The 22,855-nt window shown below is 49.6% G+C and carries 20 protein-coding genes; 15 read left to right on the plus strand and 5 right to left on the minus strand.

All coding sequences use genetic code 11. The annotated features are described in order from the left end of the window. Positions 1-147: 147 nt before the first annotated feature. The 4 genes from R3B84_04470 to R3B84_04485 all read left to right on the plus strand — a co-directional run bounded on the left by R3B84_04470 (position 148) and on the right by R3B84_04485 (position 5,989). Entirely contained in the window at positions 148-1,947 is a 1,800-nt protein-coding gene (locus R3B84_04470; protein ID MEZ6139807.1) for a DUF1549 domain-containing protein, read from the plus strand. Then, entirely contained in the window at positions 1,875-3,152 is a 1,278-nt protein-coding gene (locus tag R3B84_04475; protein ID MEZ6139808.1) for a DUF1553 domain-containing protein, read from the plus strand. Before R3B84_04470 ends, R3B84_04475 begins: the two co-directional genes overlap by 73 nt. 5 nt (positions 3,153-3,157) lie before the next feature. After that, positions 3,158-4,591 carry a DUF1501 domain-containing protein gene (locus tag R3B84_04480; GenBank protein MEZ6139809.1) on the plus strand — a complete coding sequence of 478 codons (1,434 nt, stop codon included), beginning with the start codon at positions 3,158-3,160 and terminating at the stop codon, positions 4,589-4,591. 180 nt (positions 4,592-4,771) lie between these two features. Then, positions 4,772-5,989, plus strand: coding sequence for a threonine synthase (locus tag R3B84_04485; GenBank protein ID MEZ6139810.1), 1,218 nt, complete (start codon positions 4,772-4,774; stop codon positions 5,987-5,989). Between the two features lie 27 nt (positions 5,990-6,016). Here R3B84_04485 and R3B84_04490 read toward each other — a convergent pair whose 3' ends face one another. Further along, positions 6,017-7,219: a hypothetical protein gene (locus tag R3B84_04490; GenBank protein ID MEZ6139811.1), complete on the minus strand. Its 1,203-nt coding sequence runs from the start codon at positions 7,217-7,219 to the stop codon at positions 6,017-6,019. Further along, on the minus strand, positions 7,216-7,908 hold the full coding sequence (locus tag R3B84_04495; protein MEZ6139812.1) for a suppressor of fused domain protein: 693 nt from the start codon (positions 7,906-7,908) through the stop codon (positions 7,216-7,218). The genes R3B84_04490 and R3B84_04495 overlap by 4 nt, the downstream gene beginning before the upstream one ends. A 135-nt stretch (positions 7,909-8,043) precedes the next feature. Between R3B84_04495 and R3B84_04500 the strand changes: the two genes are divergently transcribed. The 4 genes from R3B84_04500 to R3B84_04515 all read left to right on the plus strand — a co-directional run bounded on the left by R3B84_04500 (position 8,044) and on the right by R3B84_04515 (position 13,662). Further along, positions 8,044-9,504 carry a DUF1501 domain-containing protein gene (locus R3B84_04500; GenBank protein ID MEZ6139813.1) on the plus strand — a complete coding sequence of 487 codons (1,461 nt, stop codon included), beginning with the start codon at positions 8,044-8,046 and terminating at the stop codon, positions 9,502-9,504. 36 nt (positions 9,505-9,540) lie between these two features. After that, on the plus strand, positions 9,541-10,467 hold the full coding sequence (locus tag R3B84_04505) for a TIM barrel protein (GenBank protein ID MEZ6139814.1): 927 nt from the start codon (positions 9,541-9,543) through the stop codon (positions 10,465-10,467). A 23-nt stretch (positions 10,468-10,490) separates the two neighbouring features. After that, on the plus strand, positions 10,491-11,891 hold the full coding sequence (locus tag R3B84_04510; GenBank protein ID MEZ6139815.1) for a sigma-54 dependent transcriptional regulator: 1,401 nt from the start codon (positions 10,491-10,493) through the stop codon (positions 11,889-11,891). A 367-nt stretch (positions 11,892-12,258) separates the two neighbouring features. Then, positions 12,259-13,662, plus strand: coding sequence for a trypsin-like peptidase domain-containing protein (locus R3B84_04515; GenBank protein MEZ6139816.1), 1,404 nt, complete (start codon positions 12,259-12,261; stop codon positions 13,660-13,662). A gap of 381 nt (positions 13,663-14,043) precedes the next feature. Here R3B84_04515 and R3B84_04520 read toward each other — a convergent pair whose 3' ends face one another. Continuing rightward, entirely contained in the window at positions 14,044-15,354 is a 1,311-nt protein-coding gene (locus tag R3B84_04520) for an FGGY-family carbohydrate kinase (protein ID MEZ6139817.1), read from the minus strand. 279 nt (positions 15,355-15,633) lie between these two features. Here R3B84_04520 and R3B84_04525 point away from each other — a divergent pair, with 279 nt between their 5' ends. Genes R3B84_04525 through R3B84_04555 form a run of 7 tightly spaced genes read left to right on the plus strand, consistent with a single transcriptional unit; the run spans position 15,634 to position 21,438 of the window. Further along, a complete protein-coding gene (locus tag R3B84_04525) occupies positions 15,634-16,635 on the plus strand; it encodes a DUF1559 domain-containing protein (protein MEZ6139818.1) in 1,002 nt (333 codons plus the stop codon). Between the two features lie 22 nt (positions 16,636-16,657). Next, the gene (locus R3B84_04530) at positions 16,658-17,041 is read left to right on the plus strand and encodes a hypothetical protein (protein MEZ6139819.1); all 384 of its coding nucleotides are present in this window, start codon (positions 16,658-16,660) and stop codon (positions 17,039-17,041) included. Between the two features lie 32 nt (positions 17,042-17,073). Next, positions 17,074-17,694 (plus strand): CDP-alcohol phosphatidyltransferase family protein, encoded by a 621-nt coding sequence (locus tag R3B84_04535; GenBank protein ID MEZ6139820.1) that lies wholly within the window; start codon positions 17,074-17,076, stop codon positions 17,692-17,694. Continuing rightward, positions 17,694-18,794: an extracellular solute-binding protein gene (locus R3B84_04540; GenBank protein ID MEZ6139821.1), complete on the plus strand. Its 1,101-nt coding sequence runs from the start codon at positions 17,694-17,696 to the stop codon at positions 18,792-18,794. Before R3B84_04535 ends, R3B84_04540 begins: the two co-directional genes overlap by 1 nt. Further along, positions 18,760-19,788, plus strand: coding sequence for an ABC transporter ATP-binding protein (locus R3B84_04545; protein ID MEZ6139822.1), 1,029 nt, complete (start codon positions 18,760-18,762; stop codon positions 19,786-19,788). Before R3B84_04540 ends, R3B84_04545 begins: the two co-directional genes overlap by 35 nt. Positions 19,789-19,798: 10 nt before the next feature. After that, positions 19,799-20,641 (plus strand): ABC transporter permease subunit, encoded by an 843-nt coding sequence (locus R3B84_04550; protein MEZ6139823.1) that lies wholly within the window; start codon positions 19,799-19,801, stop codon positions 20,639-20,641. Then, complete coding sequence (locus R3B84_04555) at positions 20,638-21,438, plus strand: ABC transporter permease (protein MEZ6139824.1); 801 nt, start codon at positions 20,638-20,640, stop codon at positions 21,436-21,438. The genes R3B84_04550 and R3B84_04555 overlap by 4 nt, the downstream gene beginning before the upstream one ends. On the opposite strand, the gene R3B84_04560 is transcribed toward R3B84_04555, so the two are convergent. Then, a complete protein-coding gene (locus R3B84_04560) occupies positions 21,428-22,087 on the minus strand; it encodes a phosphatase PAP2 family protein (GenBank protein ID MEZ6139825.1) in 660 nt (219 codons plus the stop codon). The two genes, R3B84_04555 and R3B84_04560, sit on opposite strands and share 11 nt — an antisense overlap. After that, entirely contained in the window at positions 22,084-22,854 is a 771-nt protein-coding gene (locus R3B84_04565; protein ID MEZ6139826.1) for an ABC transporter permease, read from the minus strand. The genes R3B84_04560 and R3B84_04565 overlap by 4 nt, the downstream gene beginning before the upstream one ends. Position 22,855 lies beyond the last annotated feature (1 nt).

Below are 22,855 nucleotides of genomic sequence, written 5' to 3' on the forward strand. Positions count from 1 at the left end.
CAATTGTGCCAAATCCCTAAATTACACAGACCTTTCTGATAAAAAAGTGCCGAAGCCCCTTTGTTCCATTGGGCATCAAATCAAATCGTGTAAAATGATTGAATAGATTGATGGCTCGCCCTTCCCACAATTATTCGGGTGGAATTCATGGCTCGCACCTTGGCTATTTTCGCAATTTTCCTGCCAGTGATTGCCCACGCTGGTGAAATTGATTTTGCACGCGATATTCGGCCAATACTTTCCAATCATTGTTTTCAGTGTCATGGGCCGGATGAAAAAACCCGAAGTGGGGAATTGAGTCTGCATACCGCCAAGGGGGCCCAGCTTGGTGGCAGTTCGGAAGTTCCCACCATTGTTTCTGGCAAGCCGCAGCAAAGTGAACTGGTACGGAGAATCAATGCGGAAAAGCCTAGTGAATTGATGCCACCCAAATCTGCGAACAAACCACTAACCGTCAAACAGAAGCAATTACTTGCCGATTGGATAGCTGCAGGTGGGAAATATGTCGACCATTGGGCATTTCAGCCACCCAAACGCCCGCTACTGCCCATGGTGGATGCCCAGCAGTGGCCACAAAATGGGATCGATCACTTCATCCTTTACCGGCTGCAACAGGCGGGGTTATCGCCTGGAAAGCTTGCTGATAAGAGCGTCTTCATCCGTCGAGCATACCTTGACATCGTTGGTCTGCCTCCGACACCTGCAGAAACGGAGCAGTTTGTAAATGATCCCGATCCGGATGCTAGTGAGAGACTGATTGATCGTTTGCTGGCATCACCGAGATTTGGCGAGCACTGGGCAAGAGTATGGCTGGATCTGGCTCGATATGCTGATACCAACGGCTTTGAAAAAGATCGTCCACGGACAATGTGGTTGTACCGCAACTGGGTGATCCAGGCATTTAATAACAACATGCCATACGACCGTTTCACAATTGAACAGCTTGCAGGTGATTTACTACCAGGAGCATCCGAATCGCAATTGATTGCTACTGGTTTCCACCGAAATACCATGCTGAACGAAGAAGGTGGCATCGATCCACTGGAATATCGCTGGCTGGCAATGAATGATCGTATTGCTACTACCGGAACTGTCTGGCTGGGATTAACTCTGAATTGCTGCCAGTGCCATACCCACAAGTTTGATCCGATTTCACATGATGAGTATTATCGTCTTTTTGCAATTTTTAATAATTGTGAAGAACCAACCATTTCAGTAACGACACAAGAAATTCAAGATCGCCGCAAACTGCTGGAAGTCGAAATTCAACGTCAACTGAAAGAATTGCCGTCACGCTTTCCAATAGGCACGCAATTAGATCCGAAGTTGACGGCACAGGAGAACCGCCAGAAGAACTTTGAGAGGCAATTCGCCGCGTGGCTAAAAGAGGAACGAATGCGAGCGGTTGACTGGCAAATCATCCGACCTGCAAAAGTATCTTCCAATCTGCCCCACCTGGAAGTAGAAGCGGACGATGCAGTCTTTGTGTCTGGCGACCAATCGAAACGCGACGAGATGGTGGTAGAGATGAATCTGCCCAAAAATACTACTGGGATTCGACTGGAAGTGCTGGCAGACCCCCGCCTGCCTGCAGGTGGGCCGGGAAGAGTGTATTATGAAGGCCCCCTTGGCGATTTTGTCTTAAGTGAATTGAGCATCAAGCAGGACAGCACCGATCTTGCAATTGCAGAAGCGACTGCCTCGTTTCAGGCAGCACGTGGTCAGGTGGGTGGGGCGATCGATCAGAACCCACTGACTGCCTGGACCATTAATGGTGGGCAGGGAAATCACATCAGGCAGTTTTCCGGCTCAAAAAGCCTGTCAGTGGCACGGTGCGGATTCATCTGGTGTGTGAAAAATATTATGCAGCCAATTTGGGCAAGTTTCGTCTGGCTGCCACAACTGCAACAGGTGAGGTGGTTGCACGCAGCCTGCCAGCGAAAATAGAAGTACTGCTGGCAATCGATGAGGAAAAATTAACATCTGGTCAGGTTCAGGAGCTTCGGGACTTTTACCTCTCGGTAACGCCGTTGCTTTCTGAAGAGCGGGCTGCTATACAACGCCTGCAGAAAGCCTTGCCCGATTTTCCCACCGCCTTGGTGTTGCAGGAAAGACCGAAAGACCGCACTCGCCCCACTTTTCTGCACCATCGTGGGGAATGGTTAAGCCCGAGGAATGTCGTTCAGCCAGGCGTACCTGCTTTTCTGCCAGAGATTACCGCACCGATTCCCAATCGGCTTGATTTTGCCAAATGGTTGATGGCAAAGGAACACCCTTTGACAGCACGTGTCATGGTCAACCGGGTGTGGGCAGCCATTTTTGGGAAAGGGCTGGTGACGACGCTGGATGATTTCGGTTATCAGAGCAACCCACCCAGTCATCCGGAATTACTGGATTGGCTGGCAGTCGAGTTTATGGAAAGTGGCTGGGATGTAAAATGGCTGATCCGGTTGATCGTGACGAGTTCAACATACCAGCAGACAAGTAACGTGACGCCACAACTGCTCGAGCAGGATCCCGACAACAAGTGGTACAGTAGAATGCCATCCCGACGACTGTCGGGGGAAGAGCTTCGCGACCTGTATCTCGTGGTATCAGACAAACTTGCCGTCGATATTGGTGGGCCGAGTGTCTTCCCGCCCCAGCCAGAAAGTGTTACCCGCGAAGGCACATTTGCTGCTTATCCCTGGAAAACCAGCACCGGATCGGATCGATTTCGCCGTTCGATTTATACATTCAAGCGACGCACCAGCCCATTCGCTTTTTTGAAAACCTTCGATGCTCCAAGTGGAGAAGCCTGTGTTGCCCGGCGGGAATCAACGAATACTCCTTTGCAGGCCCTCACTCAGTTGAACGATGCTATGTTGCTGGAACTGACCAGAGCGCTGGCACAGAGTGTGTATCAAAGCAGGCCATCGAATGCCGAGCGGGTGACGGAACTGTTTTTACGTACGGTCAGCAGATTGCCCAGTACAGATGAGCGTAAACTGTTGACACAGTTTTTTGATCAACAAATCGAGTTTTTTCAGCAGCACCCTTCGGAAACTGAGCGATTATGTACACCCAATTTTCCAAAGTCAGCAGAGTTTGCCGCCTGGATTGTCCTTTGCAGAGCAGTGTTGAATTTAGATGAGGCGATTACCAGGAATTAACTACCATGTTTGAACACAACACACTATCACTGGCACGCCGGCATTTCCTGCAAACATGTGGGATTGGATTGGGAAAAGTTGCCCTGGCGAATCTGTTGGGTGGCTCATACGCCCAGGCCGCTGGTGGGGCGGCGCGCAATCCATTTCGTCCCAAAGCACCGCATTTTCCAGGCAAGGCACGCGCGGTGATCCATTTGTTTATGGGTGGGGCTCCCAGTCACCTGGACCTGTTCGATGAAAAACCCGCTCTTATCAAGTGGGCTGGAAAATCGCTGCCGCAGGAATTATTAAAAGGTCAGCGGTTTGCCTTCATCCGTGCCGATGCGGCAGTGTTGCCCCCACAGTTTCCATTTCAACAGGTGGGGAAAGCAGGAACACGGATTGCCAGCACGTTATTCCCACATTTATCCACCGTGATGGATGAGATCTGCCTGATTCGTTCGATGCATACGGATCAGTTTAATCATGCACCCGCTCAAATTTTTCTGAATACGGGCTTCTCGCAGCCTGGGCGACCAAGTCTTGGTTCGTGGGTGGTTTACGGTTTGGGTTCCGAAACACAGGAACTACCTGCCTACGTGGTCATGAGCACAGGTGGTGGTAACAGCGGTGGTGCCGCAAACTGGTCCAGCGGCTTTCTGCCAAGTGTTTTCACCGGTACCCAATTTCGCAATCAGGGTGATCCGATTCTGAATCTCAGTTCCCCACCTGGCATTGATGCCCGGACGCAGCGTTCTTCGATTGATCTGATTAACAATCTGAATCAGCAACGACTGAATCAGGTGGGTCAGCCAGAAATTGCGACCAGAATACAGGCTTACGAAACGGCAGCCCGCCTGCAGTTAGCAGGGCCAGACTTATTTGATCTGTCTAAAGAATCCCAGAAAGTCCTGGACATGTACGGCGTGGTGCCTAGCCAGAACTCGTTTGCACGTTCCTGCCTGCTGGCCCGCCGCATGGTGCAGCGGGGAGTGAGATTTATCAATATTTATCACGATGGCTGGGATGCCCACTCCGATGTGGTGGGGAATCACAAAAACCATGCTCGTCAGGTTGATCGTGGGTGTGCCGCACTGATTCGCGATTTGAAATCCCACGGTTTGCTGGATTCCACCCTCGTCATCTGGGGTGGGGAGTTTGGCAGAACACCCATGGTGGAAATGAATCCCGTGTTGGGTCGGAGCCTGGGACGAGATCACCTGCCCAGTGCCTTTTCAATGTGGATGGCAGGTGGCGGGATCAAACAGGGGATCGTCCATGGTGCCACCGATGAATTGGGCATCCAGGCAGTCGAAAACCCAGTGCATGTGCATGACCTTCAGGCGACAATTTTGCATTGTCTGGGGCTGGATCATGAGCGTTTGACCTATCACCACGCAGGCCGGGATTTTCGATTAACCGATGTGCATGGCAAGCTGGTGAAAGAGATTCTTGCTTAATAAAAATTCGGCGAATAGTTGATGTATCAAGTAATCGCAGATTGTTGGTGGATGACTTACACAACAACAGTTGATTGATCAGGGAACCGCCAAAACGCACTTTTTCCACCATTTCTCACCTGGAAACCGATAGAACGTCTTCTCGGGAATTATGAATTACGCACGGTGGGTAGGTCTGGGATGAAACAGCATTACGTCAGTCATCTGGAAGGTGCCATCGATGGCACAGAATTGCCATTTGGGCAAATTGCCAGTCTCCATGAAAATCGCCCCATCTGGGTGCGATACGATCTCAATGCGATTCGCAAGGTGTTCACCAAAGAAATGCTTGCTTCCCGCCCAAAAAGCCTATGGCGGTACCGTGAATTATTACCACTTCCTGCAGATGCAGACCCAGTGACTTTTGATGAAGGGATGACCCCACTGTTAGCCTGCAATCGTCTGGGAAAGCATTTCGGCCTGAATGATTTGTGGGTAAAAGACGAAGCGATCATGCCCACGGGCAGTTTCAAATCACGCGGTATGACCATGGCCATCAGCATGGCCAGGTGGCTTGGTATTCAACGAATTGCATTGCCGACTGCAGGTAACGCAGGCAGTGCCGCGGCTGCTTATGGTGCACGTGCCGGAATGGAAGTATATATTTTCATGCCTGAAGATACCCCCACGGTCAATCAGATGGAAGTAGACATGTTTGGCGCCCATGCTTATCGCGTCAACGGATTAATCAATGATTGTGGGGCAATTGTCCGCAATTTTCAATCTTCCATGGGCTGGTTCGATCTTTCCACGCTGAAAGAACCATACCGCCTGGAAGGGAAAAAAACCATGGGGCTGGAACTGGCAGAACAGTTCGATTGGCAATTGCCGGACGTCATCTTCTACCCCACCGGTGGGGGTACTGGCCTGATCGGCATGTGGAAAGCATTTCAGGAATTACAGGCGTTGGGCTGGTTGAAAGATGCCCGGATGCCGCGTCTGGTCAGTTGTCAGGCTGAAGGCTGTGCACCCATTGTACGGGCGTTTGAAGCTGGGGAACGTCATGCACCGGTTTTTCCCAACGCCCACACCGTTGCAAGTGGGTTGCGGGTTCCAGTTGCAGTTGGCGACTTCATGATGCTGGATGCGATTCGTGCCAGCAATGGCACTGCACGGTGCGGCAGAGAAGCATCAATCCAGCATTGGATGCGCACTGCCGGAAGTCTGGAAGGGATTTCCCTTTGTCCGGAAACGGCGATCTGCCTGGATGTGTTACAGCAATTGAAAGAGGAAGGTTGGGTTGCCCCGCATGAGAAGGTGGTGGTGTTTAACACGGGTGCGGCCCAGAAATATCTGGAAGCCTACCCTGCGAATCTGCCATATCTGGATAAAAACGGCCCATTTCCCTGGCCAAAATAATCGCCGTAATAGAGTTTTTGATTAGATTCAGATTCTGATGAATGTTTTGTTTCTGTAGAGCCACCACAAAACGAACCAGAAACATAAAAGGATCAGCCCACCTTCAACGATCAGCTGGTACTCTTTGCCAAACAGATCCAGTGGGCGATAGCCCCACCGATCATGGATCAATCCCAGGTGCGTCGCAATCGTTTCTCTCAGAAAACCAGGCAGGGTTTCTGCCATCACATAAGCCACAATGGAATTGGCACCTATCACTATAATTGGGTAAGTCACAAAGGCAACGCCTGTGCGATCAAACAATAGTGAGAGGATACACAACACAATGAAACAGATCCCCCCACTGAACAAGACCCAGGAAGGGGTCCAGATACGTTTTACATTCGGGCAAATTCCAAACTGATCCAGTCCCACTGCCAGCAATATGGCAATCGTTCCAGTCGCAAACAGTTTCAGGCAAGTTTCCGAACGATTGGTGGACTCTTTCAACCAGTTACCAGCCAGCAGTCCCAGAATCATCGTCCCTAACGTGGGGATAAAGCTGAGCGTCGCATAGCCACCACGGTTAAATTCGAAAGGTGATTCTCTGCCAAACAGATTGAGGAACCATTTATCAAAAGCCCACGCCAGATTACTGTTCTTGTTCCAGTGGGCTGCAAACCCGTTGGCATGGTGCGGCCAATCAGCTGGCACGCCAACCGCAGCATAGCTGAAATCGGCATTTGGCAGTGGGAACAATGCAAATGCGGCAAAGTAAGCAACCAGTACCACGCCAAGCACGGCCATTTGCCATGCAGGACGCAGCCAGGCCAGTAGAAATACAAAGAAGTATCCCAGACCAATCTGGGTTAATGTGTCTTCAAATGTGAAATACGTATATTTTTTGCCGATGGAACGCAGGATAATGCCCAGGCCGATCAGCAGTAACGATCGCCACAGTGCGTGTCCCGCCATCCGAAAAAAAGATTGCCCTCTGCCCAGGCGTGCTGCCAGGGAAAACGGTAAGGCAACACCCACCAGAAAGGTGAAGGATGGCTGGATCATATCGTGGACGGAACAACCACGCCAGGCGACATGGCTAGTGTGCCACCCCAACCAGGTCCATAAACTGCTGCCCGGAAACTGACTGGCCACTTTGGCAATTCGCAATACCTCGGCCATCATCAAAAACATCACCAGGCCGCGGTAGATGTCAATCGATTCAATTCGTTCTGGTTTTGAGGTGTTCATGGTGCGGTTCCCACAGGCAGGTGGGGGCGATTTGGCTGGACAAGTTCTGTAACCTGATGCTGTGTAAAGAGTTGCGTCAGTTTATCTGTTTTGTTTGCAATTTTGAAGTTTAGTTCATCCTCGTAAAGTGGCACTAATGAGTAAAAATTAATAATTTGCTCTTCCCGCTGGAGGGTGCGGAATTCTTCCGGAAACAGCATCGGTTCGTGCAGCAAAAAACTGCACAATTCCGTGCTGGGTGCCACAGGTTGTGGGGGATTTCCATTAGGGATGGTTACCCCAGTTGCAACCCAGTCAGAATAGAGGTGCGGCAATCTGGCAATCCGTTTTAACCAGCGAATCGGCCAGAAATAATCTTCTTCACGAAGAAGATCGCTGTAAATTGGCCACGTTGGCGGCAGTGCCAGCACCAATTCAGCATATCGCCTGCGCGGGGCCAATACCAGATCGTCCGGATCAGTAATCGGCACATCCATCGGTCTGGAACTCATGCCGCACGTAACCAGTGTAAAATAATCGCGAGATTCATCTGGTTCAATCAGAAACAGATCAATTCGCACAACATCCGACACCATTTCCTGAATCACATTCGCCACCGGGCCAATATGGTGTTCGATATGATCCCCCAGTGCCTGGATCCAATCAGGGTCATGCGGTGCAGATTGCGATTCATTAGTGGAATTGGTCATATCAGCATTTTTCCATTCAGGTTTTTGTTGTTTTATGAAATCGATAATCTGCAGAAGCCACCTGTTTTTGTTGCAATTGAAGCAGGTTTGCTGGTAGAATCAGTGAAATTCTGGTTGAACACCCACAGGCAAGAAATGAATTTTTCTTCAGAAATGCTTCGCAGACACTTTCTCACCACCGGTGCCAGTGGGATTGGTTCTCTGGCGTTGGCCCACATGTTGCAGCAGGATGGCTATAGCAAAGAGCCGTTTGTAGGTGGCACACTGGGCAAACCACATTTTGCACCGAAGGCCAAAAACTGCATCTGCATTTTTATGGGGGGGGCACCCAGCCAGATTGACCTGTTTGATCCCAAACCAGAACTGAATCGTCTTCATGGCAAACCGCTGCCTGAAGAAATGACCAAAAACGTGCGTTTTGCTTTTATTCAAAAAGCAACGGCAGTGCTGTATGGTAGCCCACGCAAATTTACTCCCCACGGACAAAGTGGGATGGTCTTCTCCGATCTGCTACCCAATATTGCCACATGTGCGGACGATATCACAATGATTCGTTCGCTCCATACCGACCAGTTCAACCACCATCCTGGCCAGTTGATGATGAACACGGGCAGCGGGCAGTTTGGCCGCCCCAGCATGGGCTCGTGGCTGAACTATGGTTTGGGCAGTGAATGTCAGAACCTGCCCGGCTATGTGGTGTTGACCGCAGGGCGGGGCACATCGGGCGGGACATCGAACTGGGGCAGTGGGTTTCTGCCATCCAGTTATGCAGGTGTCCTGTTTCGCAATCAAGGTGATCCGGTGTTGAATTTGGCCAACCCGCCAGGACTGACGGGTGATCTGCAGAAACTTTCAATTGATGCACTGAACGATTTGAACCAGATGCGTTTTCAACAACAGGCTGATCCAGAAATTCAAAGTAGAATTGCCGCCTATGAGCTTGCCTTCCGGATGCAGCAATCCGCACCGGAATTACTCGATCTTTCCAATGAATCGAAAAAGACAATTGATGCGTATGGTCTGGATCGGAAAGAACCGGATATCAAAGCATCCCGAGGTGGTGGCAAAGGTCAGTATCGCAGTTTTGCCATGAATTGTCTGTTGGCACGTCGGATGGTGGAACGTGGCGTACGCTTTGTGAATATTGTGCACGCTTCCTGGGACCATCACAGTAACCTGGACAATGAACTGCGGCATAATTGCCAGATGGCGGATCAGCCGATCGCAGCACTGCTGAAAGACCTGAAAGCGCGTGGGTTGCTGGATGAAACGCTGGTGCTTTGGCTGGCCGAATTTGGTCGCACGCCACTGGGTGAAAATCGTGGCGGGTCCAAGAATATTTCCGGTCGAGACCACCACCCGTTTGCATTTACTGTCTGGATGGCCGGCGGTGGGGTGAAAGGTGGCCTGACGTATGGCAAAACAGATGACTTTGGCTGGAATGTAGTGGAAAACAAAATGCATGTGAACGACCTGCATGCCACCATTCTGCATTTGTTTGGTATCAACCACGAAAAGTTGACCTACCGCTTCCAGGGAAGAGATTTCCGCCTGACCGATGTGGCAGGGAAAGTTATTCAGCCTTTGCTGGCATAGTCAACCATTCTCCAACGTGTCTCAGAGGAATATTCAATGGATCATACGAATTTTGATCGTCGAAATCTGCTTGCTGGTGCAATTGCGGGCGGTTTATTGGCTGGTGCAACTAGTTCGGCTGCTCTCCAGGCGCAAGAAAAGGAAAGTTCAACAAGTGCTCGGTCGGCATTTCAGCTTGGTCTGGTAACATATAACATCGCCGCCAAATGGAACCTGAAAACCATTCTGGAAGTATGCAAAAAGACAGGCATTGCTGCCGTGGAATGCCGTACCACACATGCCCATGGTGTGGAGCCGAAACTGACTGCGAATGAACGTACCGCAATCCGCAAGCAATTTCAGGATAGTGGGATTGTGTTCTGGGGTTCTGGCTCGACCTGTGAGTTTCACGCAAATGATCCCACCGTGGTGCAGAAGAACATCGAAGATTGCAAGAAATTCGTGCAACTCGTTGCCGACTTGGGTGGCAAAGGCGTCAAAGTTCGTCCCAATGCACTGGTGAAAGGTGTTCCCAAAGAGAAAACACTGGAACAGATTGGCAAATCACTCATCGACTGTGGGAAAGCCGCCAGCGATGCGGGTGTCGAAATCTGGGTGGAAGTTCATGGGAAGGATACCCAGGATCCGGAAAATATGAAAGTCATTATGGAAACGTGTAATCATCCTGCAGTGGGTGTCACATGGAACTCCAATCCCAATCCGGCTGAAGTGAAGAACGGCTCGATCAAACAGTCGTTCGATCTGTTGAGTAAATGGATAAAATCAGTTCATATTAACGATTTGTGGAAAGATCATCAGAAAGTTTATCCGTATCGAGAACTCTTTTCGCTGTTAACTCAGCTTGGGTACAATCGTTATACTTTAATTGAACTGGGCTATACCCCGCCGGATGTGGCAGCAGGTGAACAACTCCTGCGGTTTTACAAGGCACTTTGGCTAGAACTGTGCCAGCCAGTGAAGTGAAGCAGGATGAAAGGTGATCGGACTTGAGCAAACATTTGATCATAGTTGATGATGAAGAGGCAATAACCTGGTCTCTGAAAAAAGCGTTTGAGCGAAAAGGCTTTCAGGTTTCCGTTGCACCATCTGCCGAATTAGGTCTAGATATCGCCCGCAAAGAACCACCCGATTGCGTGGTACTGGATGTGCGATTACCCGGCATGGATGGGCTGGAAGCTCTCCACCACTTCAAGAAAATTTCTCCGCATTCACCGATTATTGTGATTACTGCCCACGGCACACTTTCGACGGCTGTCAAAGCCGTGGAAGGTGGGGCATTTGATTATCTGGCAAAACCATTTGATCTGCAACAAATGGAAGATACTGTAGCCCGCGCATTATCCAGCAGTACCCGCCAGACTTTTCAACGCGGAAACGATAGCGATATCCACGAAGAGATGGTAGGCAACAGTCCTGCCATGCAGGCCGTATTCAAACGGATTGCACTGGTTGCTCCGTCCGATGCCAGCGTATTGATCACGGGCGAAAGTGGTACTGGTAAAGAGCTCGTTGCACGTGCCATCCATCGCTTATCGCAACGTTCAAGCAGGCCACTATTCCCAGTTCACGTGGCAGCACTGAACCCCAATCTGGCAGAAAGCGAACTGTTTGGACATACCAAAGGGGCCTTTACCGGTGCCCACGCCAGCAAACAGGGGTTGTTAGCAATTGCCGATGGTGGGACAGTATTTCTGGATGAACTCGCCGATATTCCACTGAACATCCAGGCAAAACTGTTACGTGTACTGGAGCATCAGGAATTGACGCCAGTTGGCGGCAGCGCTGCACAGAAAATACAGGTGCGAATCCTGGCTGCCACCAATGCCAACCTGATAGATCGTGTGCGGGAAGGTGAATTTCGCGATGATTTGTATTATCGTTTGAATGTATTTGAGGTACATCTGCCTGCTTTGCGTGATCGGCAGGAAGATATCCCAATTCTGGTTGATTTTCATCTGCAGAAGTTGCAGGCAAACCGCGATGTACCAGTGGCAACCATCGATTATCTGAAATCGCGACATTGGCCAGGCAATGTACGTGAATTACGAAATGCGGTCGAGCATGCGGTAATTATGGCACGTGGGCGGGCATTATTACCGGAACATTTCCCCCCACCGATACAATCGGTAATGCAGGAAAATTCCGATCAGGAAACGTTGCTGGACTTATTCCGCACATGGGTGCGACATCACCTGGATCCGAATCTGGAAGATCAGCAACTACATCAGGAGATGCTGGATTATTTTGAACCAGTACTGATCGAAGAAGTACTAAACTCGACGAATATGCACCGTGGCATTGCCAGCAGGAAATTAGGCATGGCCCGCACCACCTTTCGGAAACTGCTGCGTAAATACCGCCCCACGGAACCAGATGATCTGGAATAGACCGGGTGTTGCTCGATAGTTGACAGACATTGTGTTACCAATTTGTGTGCAAAAATTCAGTTCGCATTGCTCAATTTATCCAGTGGGCAAAAATCAAACGAAACTATCTTTTCGACAGAGCCCCATCCAACAATTGGTGGATAATCGATTTCCAAGTGGCAATCGGTTCGGATGGAAAATCCGTTACCAACCATGCCATCGACGTGATCTGCGGAAACTTTACTGAATTTCAAAACTGCCCCACGGAAAGTTAGCGAAATGAGATGAAGTGGCGAAGCATTGACCGAATGAAGAGTTTGCGGAATCTAGCGAACCTGGAAAATGGACATCCGCAATTAACTGTTGGAATGCACCAATAGGGGTCACCATGCGGTATCAGTTGTGGAATCGGGAAATTCTGATTGGTTGTTTTGCATTACTTGGTGCGTTAGCCAGTGCGCTAAGTGTAAAAGGACAGGAATTTCCGTCTCAGCTTACATTGCAACAAGATGCCCGCCACACACGTGTGGTGGAAATTGTGAAAAAAGTACAAGAAAGCATCGTCAACATTCACAGTGAAAAAACGATCGGAAAATCGTTAAAACTGCACCAACCCCGAGAAATTGAAACAGTAGCCCAGCGTGTCAAAGGGATGGGCACCGGTATTATTATTGATCCGCGTGGATATATTCTGACAAACCACCACGTGATTGAAGATGTAGAACTGCTCCGTGTCAACCTGCAGGATGGCACTTCCATGTTTGCCAAAGTCATTGCCCGCAACCCTGCGGAAGATCTGGCAATCCTGAAAGTCAATCCGTTGAAAAAGCTGCCCACCACACCACTGGGGACAAACTCTGATCTCATGCTAGCCGAACCAGTCATTGCGATTGGCAACGCATATGGCTACGAACACACCGTAACCACTGGTATTATCAGTTCGCTGAAACGCGATGTCAGCCTGAATGAAGAAATTTCTTACAAGTCACTTATTCAAACCAGTGCGGGGATTAATCCCGGCAATTCAGGTGGCCCACTGCTCAATGTCTACGGTGAACTGATTGGCGTTAATGTGGCAATTCGTGCAAATGCCCAAAACATTGCCTTCGCACTGCCAATTGACCGTGTTCTGACTATTGCTGCAGACATGATGCATGTTTCCCGTCATCAGGGCAGGTCGCATGGGCTGGTGCTGGAAGACAAAGTGGACGCTGCCGCACATCCAGTCAAACGGTATTGCATCGTCAAATCAATTGACGTCAATAGTCCCGCTGCTGCTTCCGGTTTGAAAGTGGGTGATCGCCTGACACAGGCAGCTGGGATCGATGTTCGCTGTGCACTCGATCTCGAGCGGGCGTGCGTTGATATGCCCGCAGAGAGCAAACTTACTGTCGTCGCAGAACGTGATGCACAACCTGTGAAAGCAGAGTTTGCAATGAAATCACTGGCAAGGGCAGTGCCTGCAACAACAGTTGCACGAACCACCAATAACGAAATCTATTCGAAACTGGGGATCAAACTGACACCCGTTTCCAAAGACACCGTTACCCATATTCACCAGGAATTGAAAGGTGGGATGCTGGTTACGGAAATCGATCCGAATGGATTAGCCAAAAAGTCGGGTGTGCAACTGGGCGATGTGATGATCGGCCTGCACATTTACGAAACACTGAACGAAGATAACATTCTCTTCGTACTCAACCACCCGGACAGAAAATCGTTTTCTCCGTTGCGGTTCCATGTCATCCGTGGGCGGGAACTCCACCGGGGCTGGTTCCCTTTGAATGATTAATATCATCAAAAGGTGATGGAGTTCCCCACAGAAAATCAAATTGTCAAAGATCGCTTTGATCAGGTGTCGCGGTGCAGCATTTTGACAAAACTGTCCAGATGTAATGCAATCGTTCGCACGCCAATCTCAATCTGAAATCATTTTCAGATGTATAATATATATCCATGACCTGTTTCAAAATGAAAATTTTGTTCTGAAAATAACTTCACTTTTAGAAAATTGAACGTCGCAACTTCTTATTCTTTAGAAATTTACGGCGAGAAAAATTATTTTGAACTTTTTTCCAAAATTTGAATCACCTGGTTCAGCAGTTGGTGAAATTGTTACCAAAAATGAACAAATCAAAGTATGAAATTAGGTTCATTAGTCTGATCGGACTAATTATGGGTAATCGAAAAGCCGAGCCACGCCACGCATGGCACCTTCGTCGATTGTTTCAAGTTGCCGATGATGGTACTCCGGGATCATGCGGGCGACAATGTCGCACCCCCCACCAGTCAGAATGATGCGATGAATTTCTTCTTCAGGCACTTCCAGTGCAGCGAATGCATTGTGGTGACCACGGACAATTCCCTGCAGCACCGCAGCCAGCAGATCTTCGCGCCTGGTGGCCAGATTCAAATTGGTAAAGTGGGCATATTTTTCATCAATTTCCAGACGATCCCCACCCAGGTATGGTGGGTCAAGAGCAATCGTCGTGGCCCGTTCCAGATGTTCAAAAATCACTTTGGCAAAGAAATCATCCTTCGAATAATCTTTAAAGCACAATTCGTAGATCCAATTCAGGGCAGAGCCACCGACTGGATTATGGCTGACATACACGTATTGATCACCAACGCCGAAAAGCCTGGTCAGGCGTTTTGCAGATGGCTTGGGATTGTCAATTAATGTTCCCAACACCTGCGTGGTACCCACGGAATGCAGCATATCGCCCGTTTTCATCTTTGCTGAAAGCATCGCACTGGAGGTGTCTGCGGTGCCAATTTTCACTGGCAATCCAGCGGGCAATCCCCATTCTTTTGCAACCTGTGGTAGCAAGCCACCCACGGTTGTGGAACCACAGACCACAGGGGGTAATCTGTCTGGTTCAATATGGAAATATTCGCACCAGGTGGCGGACCAGTTTCTCGTTTTCATTGTGTCAAACAGTCCCGTGAAGGACGCATTTGCCAGATCAAAACGGCGTTCACCCGTCATCAGTAAAGCCATCCATCCATTCGCGTGCAGATACCAGCGGGTATCGGAATACAAGTCGGGGTGTTCTTTCAACATCTGTGCGTAACACAAGACCGACATCCCACCTGGCAGTGGGCGATTCCCGCAGGAATGCAAAAAAGCATCCCCCACATCCTGAAGTACCTGTTTAGCAACCCCACGCGACCGTCGATCGAGGTGCAGCCAGATTGGTTGCAGCACTTGGTCTTTTTTATCCAGCAATACCAGTGCGGGCATTAAACAGGACAAACCAATACCTTCAATCGCTGCTGGATCAGAAAAATTCGCCACCGCATGTTGTGCGGAGTGCCACACTGCTTCGCGCAGCCGATCTGCCGGCACCTGAAAGGCATCCCGCGTGGGGGAATCAATGGGGTAACCATGCTTTTGTGGTTCTGCAAGTGGTTCGCCAGTTGCCACATCCAGAATGGCAGACTTCACGCTGGATGTACCCACATCAATTGCAAGAATCGGCATAACTACTTATCCAGTAATCATTTATGAAATATGTAGATTTCAGAAGTCCAGTTGCACGGTGCTCTATTGGCTTACTGTAATTGGGGAATTGTGTCCGAAAAAATCTGTTAGCAACTCTCTGATTGAAACCGGTTGATATGTCAACTAATGAGAATTTGCTCACTGATTATCGTTTTTTTGAAAATTTTTGGATTTTGATGAAACAAATCAGAACAGTGATACGTCTATACATTTGTTGACTATTGTTTGGGTTTTGGATCGATGTTTGAATATATTCTCATGAAAAAGCGACGTGGCTTTACACTGATTGAACTGCTGGTGGTGATTGCTATCATCGCAATCCTGATCGGCTTGTTGTTGCCAGCGGTACAAAAGGTACGCGAAGCTGCAGCACGGTCGCAATCGGCTAACCACTTAAAGCAGATGGGTTTAGGTGTGGCCAACTACGAAAGCACTTACCAGTTTTTTCCGAACAGCGGTGGTTACGACTATGGGGTCACGCCAGGGAATTCGTCGCCGTATACTACCACCTCGAACGGGGCTACAGTGGCACTTCCTGACGCCCACACGGTGATACCGGGATATGGTAATTTTCGCCCACGGTGGGGTGATGCTTCGAAGCAAGGGCGCTACCAACTTGGTTCCACGTTTTTTTCACTGCTGCCATACGTAGAGCAGGATGCGATTTTTCGCGATGGTCTGGCAGCATTCCGCACGCCAGTAAAGATATACTACATGCCGCTTCGTCGTCAGCCGATCGCCTACGCGGTGCCAGCGAACGATCCTGTTTATCCGGGTTGGATGTATTCCGATGGTGGGCTTGGTGCCAGTGCACGCACCGACTACGCTGCGAACGAAATGGTGTTCTGGACCACCTATGCTGGCTGGGGCAAAGTCTCCACGGTCAGCAGTGTTATTGATGGGCTATCCAATACGCTGTTTATCGGCGAAAAGGCAATGTCCCAGCGAGCCTACTCAGCAGGTTCGTGGCACTGGGATGAACCGTACGTGATGGGTGGTAATGGCGGCGTGGGTCGTTGTGGAGATGAATTTTACTCCGATTCACAATTGAATGCGTTTCCCGAACGTGCTTCCAGTGCAGCCTGGTCGGAAGGTGGTGACAGTTGTGGCGGTGGCAATTGGGGTTCCCCAAGTGTTGCGGGTGGCCCACAATTTGTCTTTGGTGATGGCAGTGTCCGCACTGTGCGGTATGGCACACCAAATACAATCGTGCGTATGATGATTCGTCAATCGGATGGTGGTGTGATTAATTTCGAGTAAGGCATCCAGAATGGCGAATCAAATGAAGATATTTTCATTTTTTGTGGGGCTATTGTTTGTAACCACGTTTGGGTGTGGCGAAAGTGCCCCGAAGTTAGTATCCGTCACTGGCAAAGTGGTCTTCAACAATCAGCCCGTTACTGCTGGTAGTATTTTTTTACACCCGGAAGCCGCGAACACATACCAGAAAGATAAACCAAGCAGCCTGCTTCAGTTAGATGGTGGCTTTAAATTCAAAACATTTCCATTTGGTGATGGTGTCCCGCCTGGAAAGTATCGAGTGGTGCTGGCACCGGAAGTGGCAAACCGCCTCAAAAAACCCGATTATGCCAACCCAGAAAAAACTCCATGGCAATTGAATGTTCCCGAATCTGGCGTGCAGAATATCATCCTGGAAGTGCAATAATGGTTCGCTTTTTTCACTGTTTGAGGTGATCAATGTTTGATGCACCTATCCGCAAGCGGATCGACCCAATGCTGGATCGTTTCGCACGGATTCTCGGAACTTGCGGGCTAAACGCAAACCTGGTAACAATTGGCGGTTTTGTAATAGGCATGGGTGGTTGTCTGGCGATTGTTTACCACCATTACCTGCTGGCACTGGTGCTGATTGCGTGTAATCGCATTGCCGATGGATTAGATGGCAGCCTGGCTCGCAGAACAGGTGCCACTGACCTGGGTGGTTTTCTGGATATTGTGCTTGATACCATATTTTATTCGGCAGTGCCTTTTGCATTTGCGATCGCTCACCCGGAATACTGGCTGCCCGCCATGTTTCTGATCTACAGTTTTGTAGGCACTGGTGGGTCGTTTCTTGCATATGCCATCATTGCAGAAAAGCGAAAGCACACCTCAGCCATTCAGCAGAAAAAATCGTTCTTTTATTCTGTCGGGTTGATGGAAGGAACAGAAACAATTCTGTTCTTCGTGTTATTCTGCATTTTTCCAGCAGAATTCCCCACCCTGGCATGGGTGTTTGGTTCCTTGTGCTGGTTGACAACAATTTTGCGTATCCTGAATGGTTGGCGGACATTCCGCATCTTTTCGGAGGGTCACTGATGCCTCGGCTGAATCGCAGATCATTTTTGGGTAATGTTGCTGGCCTGGCTGGCAGCACGCTGGCTGGATGCAGCAGCTCTCAGTCTACCACGCAGGAATTACGGATTTTCTGCTATGCAGGTGGGCATGAACAACAGTTGCGTGCAGTCTTTTTGCCAGAATTCGAACGGCAGACTGGTGCCAAAGCCACGTTATACCCAGGCTGGTGGGATGGCATTCCGAAACTAAAAGCCGCACCGGAAAGCGACCCCCCGTTCGATTTGATGGTTTCCGATGCCACCCAGGGCTATCCCGCAGTGCGGGAAGGGTTGTTTGCGGCACTTGATTTCAATAACATTCCGAACGTCAATAAACAGGCGAAGGCTACTCTGAAGAATTGGGTGATTGAAAATGGCTACGGCCTCACCTATCCAGATTCAGTAATGACGCTGGCATACCACCGGAAGATGGTGAAAACACCCCCCACGCGGTGGGCTGATCTGCTGACCATAGCTGATGAGAACCAACTAGGGCTCTATCAGTCATTCTATTTGTCTCTCTATACATTTGCTGCGATGCTGGCTGATACGGAAAATCAGGCGGGGCAGGCGGCAAACTGGATCAACACCAGAACGGATGAAGTGTTTCGTTTTGCCCGTCAACATCGTGAGCGGGTGAAACTGTGGTGGCCCACCACAACGGATATGATTCTGGCTCTGAACAATCGACAATGTACTGCAGGGAACATGCATAGTCCGGAATACTACACAGCACTTAAGGAAAAGCCAGAGTTAGGTGCCACTGTTCCAGAGAAAGACCGGGCTTTTGTGCAGGTGTTCTGGTCGATCCCAGTGGGCTCGCGAAACAGACAATTGGCGGAACAGGCCATTAACATCATGTTTTCCGATGATGTGCAACTTGGCCTGGCAAAATATGGTTCTGCTACTGCCAACCTGAATGTGGCAAGCAAAATGGCCGAATCAGATCCCTTCTGGAAGTCGCTCTACCCCCACACGGAAGAGCAGTTTCAATCGTTGCAGTATTACCCATACGATTACTATGCCGCACACTGGGATGAACTGGCCAATGAGTGGGAACGCACCGTCTTACGCAAATCATGAAGTAGCGGCATTGCACCTGAAGCAGGTGACCTTCGGTTACGGGTCAACGCCCACCGTGCATGATTGTGGCCTGACTGTTAACCGTGGGCAGTTTCTGACTCTGATCGGTCCTTCTGGCTGTGGCAAAACAACTTTGCTGAAACTGATTGGTGGTTATCTCTTGCCTGCAGCGGGACAGATTTTGCTTTCTGGCATTGATTGCACCCACGTCGGGGCAGACAAACGCCGGATTGGCATGGTTTTTCAGAATTATGCACTTTTCCCGCATCTGACCGCCTTTCGTAATATTGCCTTCGGGCTGGAAGTCGCAGGAGCCCACCGAAAAGTGATTCAGCAACATGTGGAAACCCTGCTGACAATGGTGGGGTTGACCAAAGAAGAGGCCACCTCCTATCCAGCAAAACTTTCAGGCGGGCAGCAACAACGGGTTGCGTTGGCCAGGGCCTTAGCAATCTCTCCAGCGGTTTTATTGCTTGATGAGCCTATGGCCAATCTCGATAAAAATCTTCGGATTCATCTGCGGCAGGAACTCCGCCAGTTGCAGATTCAAACGGGAGTCGCCACTGTCATGGTGACACACGATCAGGAAGAGGCGCTAGCCATTTCCGATCTGGTGGGTGTGATGAATCATGGACGAATCCTGCAAATTGGCCCACCCGAAGTGGTATATTCGCAACCTTCCAGCGAGTTTGTGGCTAAATTTCTTGGATTGGCGAATATTCTGCCCTCAGAAATGGTGCAGTTACCACCAGGAAAGAATGTGATGGTGCGGCCCGAATGGCTGCAACTTGGTTCCCCACAGCATGGGGGATTGCATTGGACAGGGAATGTGATGCAGAAGCAATTCTGTGGGCAGGATCATCTTTTGACGATCCAATGTGGGCAAAAACTGCAATTATTAGTGCGATCGCAACAGGCCATCCCGCAATTGGGTGAAGAAGTCTCGGTAAACCTTGCTTCCAACCGTTATTGGGTGCTGCCAACAGAAAAATGAGTTCATTTTCATGAATGTGCGCTCCCACACATGGCAACTATTCCCCGGAACTGCCTTTCTGCTGTTGTTTCTGGCTGGTCCTTTGCTGTTGTTGGTTCGGATGAGCCTTTACCACCACGGTGCGGGGCGAAGTTACTATCAGCCAGGTACCTGGACGGTAGAGAACTACCGTGCCGTGCTATCAACTTTTCATCTGGAACAACTGCTCTTTACCATCCTGTTTGCAACAGCGATTGCCACGGTATCGGTGGGAATTGGATTAACGTTGGCATTGTTTATCCGCACGCGATCCCCACGGGGACAGGTACTGGCAATTTCCATGTTGATCCTGCCGAAACTAGCCAATGTACTGGTGCTGGTTTTTGGTTTTCAGCAATTTCTTAGTGAGACGCAGATTCTGAACAGAATTGTGAGGATATTTTCGGAGATTGACCGCGATTTTTCACGCGGGTTGATTGCCGCACTGATGGCGGAAGTACTTTTCGTGGCACCAATGCTTGCTCTCATTGTTTTCTCACAAGTTCGGCGATTCGACCGCACCCTGGAAGTGGCTGCTTTGGGTTTAGGTGCCAGTTCATGGCAAGTTTTCTGGCGAATTGTCTTCCCACAAACGGTGCCTGTGTTGGTGATTTCCAGCCAGCTGGGTTTTCTGTGGGGCATGGGGGCATTTCTTGGCCCTTTATTTCTGGGTCAGCCAGAAAACTATCCCTTGGGTGTAGAAATCTATCGCCAGGCGTTTGAATACAATCGCTGGCCGCTTGCGGCCACACTGGCAACGATTCAGACAATAGCCGCAGTTGGCATACTGGTGGGAAGTCATTTCGTCTTCAGAGTACTTTGGGGCAAGAAATGAAACTTGGACGAAATATTCTTTCCATAGCTTGCTGGTTGCTGATTTGCCTGTTTTGTATCCCGCTGTTGATCACGGTAGTGCTCTCTTTTTCGCCTGATTCATTTCTCACATTCCCCACGGATCGATGGTCGCTCCAGTGGTATGGGAAGCTGTTTCAAGATCCCCGCTGGTGGGATGCCATCCAAAGAAGCTTTATTGTGGGAATTGCAACAGCATTCTTTTCGGTGGTACTGGCCACGCCACTGGCAATCGCTGTAAGCAAGCAGCGCAACAGGCTGTTCCAATCCATTCCTTTGCTGATTTTCCTAACCAACTGCATCCCTGCGGTGGTGCTGGGGCTCGGTCTATTGATGCTCATTTACCGCATCGAACTGTGGGGTACTTACTGGGGTATCATCATCGCTCATACATTGGTGGCGCTGCCTGTGGTCTATTTGCTGATTCAGACACACATGAAAACACGTCTGGTCGAACTGGAATTAGCCGCACGCGGCTTAGGGGCATCCACTTGGCAGGTATGGTGGCGAATTACGTTCCCAAATCTACGCCCAACGTTGCTGGTTGCTGGAATTGCTGCAGGTACCATTTCCTGGAATGAATCGATCCTGACACTGTTTATTGCAACGCCATCAACGGAAACCTTGCCTGCCGTGGTTTGGCCGCAACTACGATTTTCCCCCACTCCACTGGTGGCAGTGGCTTCTACAATCAGTATTCTGCTGGCGATTCTGTTCGTTGGCGGTTCATTGCGATGGATTTCACGCATGTTAGCAATCCACCAAAATGTTAATGGTTAATGGTGCTTGAATGATTCTTCGGGAAGTACCTATGTACCAAATGATCTGCGATTTCCCAGGCGAGAAATGACCAGGTCAGGCCAATCAGACAGCCCGCAGTCACATCGCTTAGGTAGTGAACCCCAAGCAACAAACGGCAAATCAACATCCAGATAATCCAGATGCCGATCAAGATAAGTAACGACCATCGCCAGCGAAGATTCCTACAGCGATGAAAAGCCCAGATCAACATAAAACCATAAACTACCGCAGACCCAAGTGCATGTCCACTGGGAAAACTATCAAACGAAATTGGCAGTGGTGTGGTCGGTGGGCGTTGACGCTCAAATACCCCTTTGAGAAATGGCGATAACTTGATCGCACTCAATTCAAAAAGTGCAAAGACAAAACCATGAATCCATAAACGATTTGTTATTAAAGCAATTGTCAAGGCAAAGCCTATTGCCAGTAATCGATCACCCGCACCCAGGCTGGTAGAAAATACCACAATTGATCGTAGTGTTGGTGAATCTGTGGTGAACTTCGCACACCATGTGGTCAGTGGTTCTTCCAAACGTGTCAGTGAGTTGCGATTCCAGGTGACCAGAATTGCCAGAAGCATAAACCCTACCAACATAATAGGGATAGTGAACTTAAGTGTTCTGCTCACACATCTTTCCTGCTGAAGCCGATCATACCCACGATCGCTGCTATTACCGCAACTGCAACGCCACCAAATATCCATTCACCAAGCGAATTCAGGTTGTATTCCCCACGTAACACATAGGGGAGGCGGGAAAGTGCTTTTTCTGGCGTGGGGATATCGCTGGGCACTAACGTCATCAGGATGCCCGATCCATACAGCAGAATCCACAAAAGGGTAATACCAATCACACTGCTGTTGGTCAGTGCACCAAAGGCAACCCCTAGTGCCACCACACCCATTAGAAGTGCGGAGACTGTCACGATTGCAGCCGCAGAACCTTTCAATGTAAGATCATCCGCCAGTAAAAAGTGGAAGGCGGTCAGCATGATACTGGAAACCAGGATAAAGGTGACAATAATCACCAGCGAACGTGCGTGCCACTTTGCCAGAAAATACTGATACCTGCTGATTCCACGGCTCAACACGGAATCGGCCAGCGTACCACGTTCGGATGAGATGCTACTGACGGTCAGTACCACAATCAGTGCCAGACTTGCCAATGCAATCCCACGAAACAGGTCCATGGAAGAGAGTGCTGCCGTTTGCACGATCCCCGCTTCGCGGGTGATACCAAAGCGGTACATCAGGAAGCCCAGAGCCACCAATACGGTGAGGATTACCCACAGTCGGTAGACCCAACTGCGTGCAGTCTGGCGAATATCGGTACCCAAAACGGCCCAGTAGGGTAACCAACGACGGTATTTGATGGGGTGTTCGATTGCGATATCCATA

The organism is Zavarzinella sp., from assembly GCA_041399155.1.
In the GTDB taxonomy this organism is placed as follows: domain Bacteria; phylum Planctomycetota; class Planctomycetia; order Gemmatales; family Gemmataceae; genus JAWKTI01.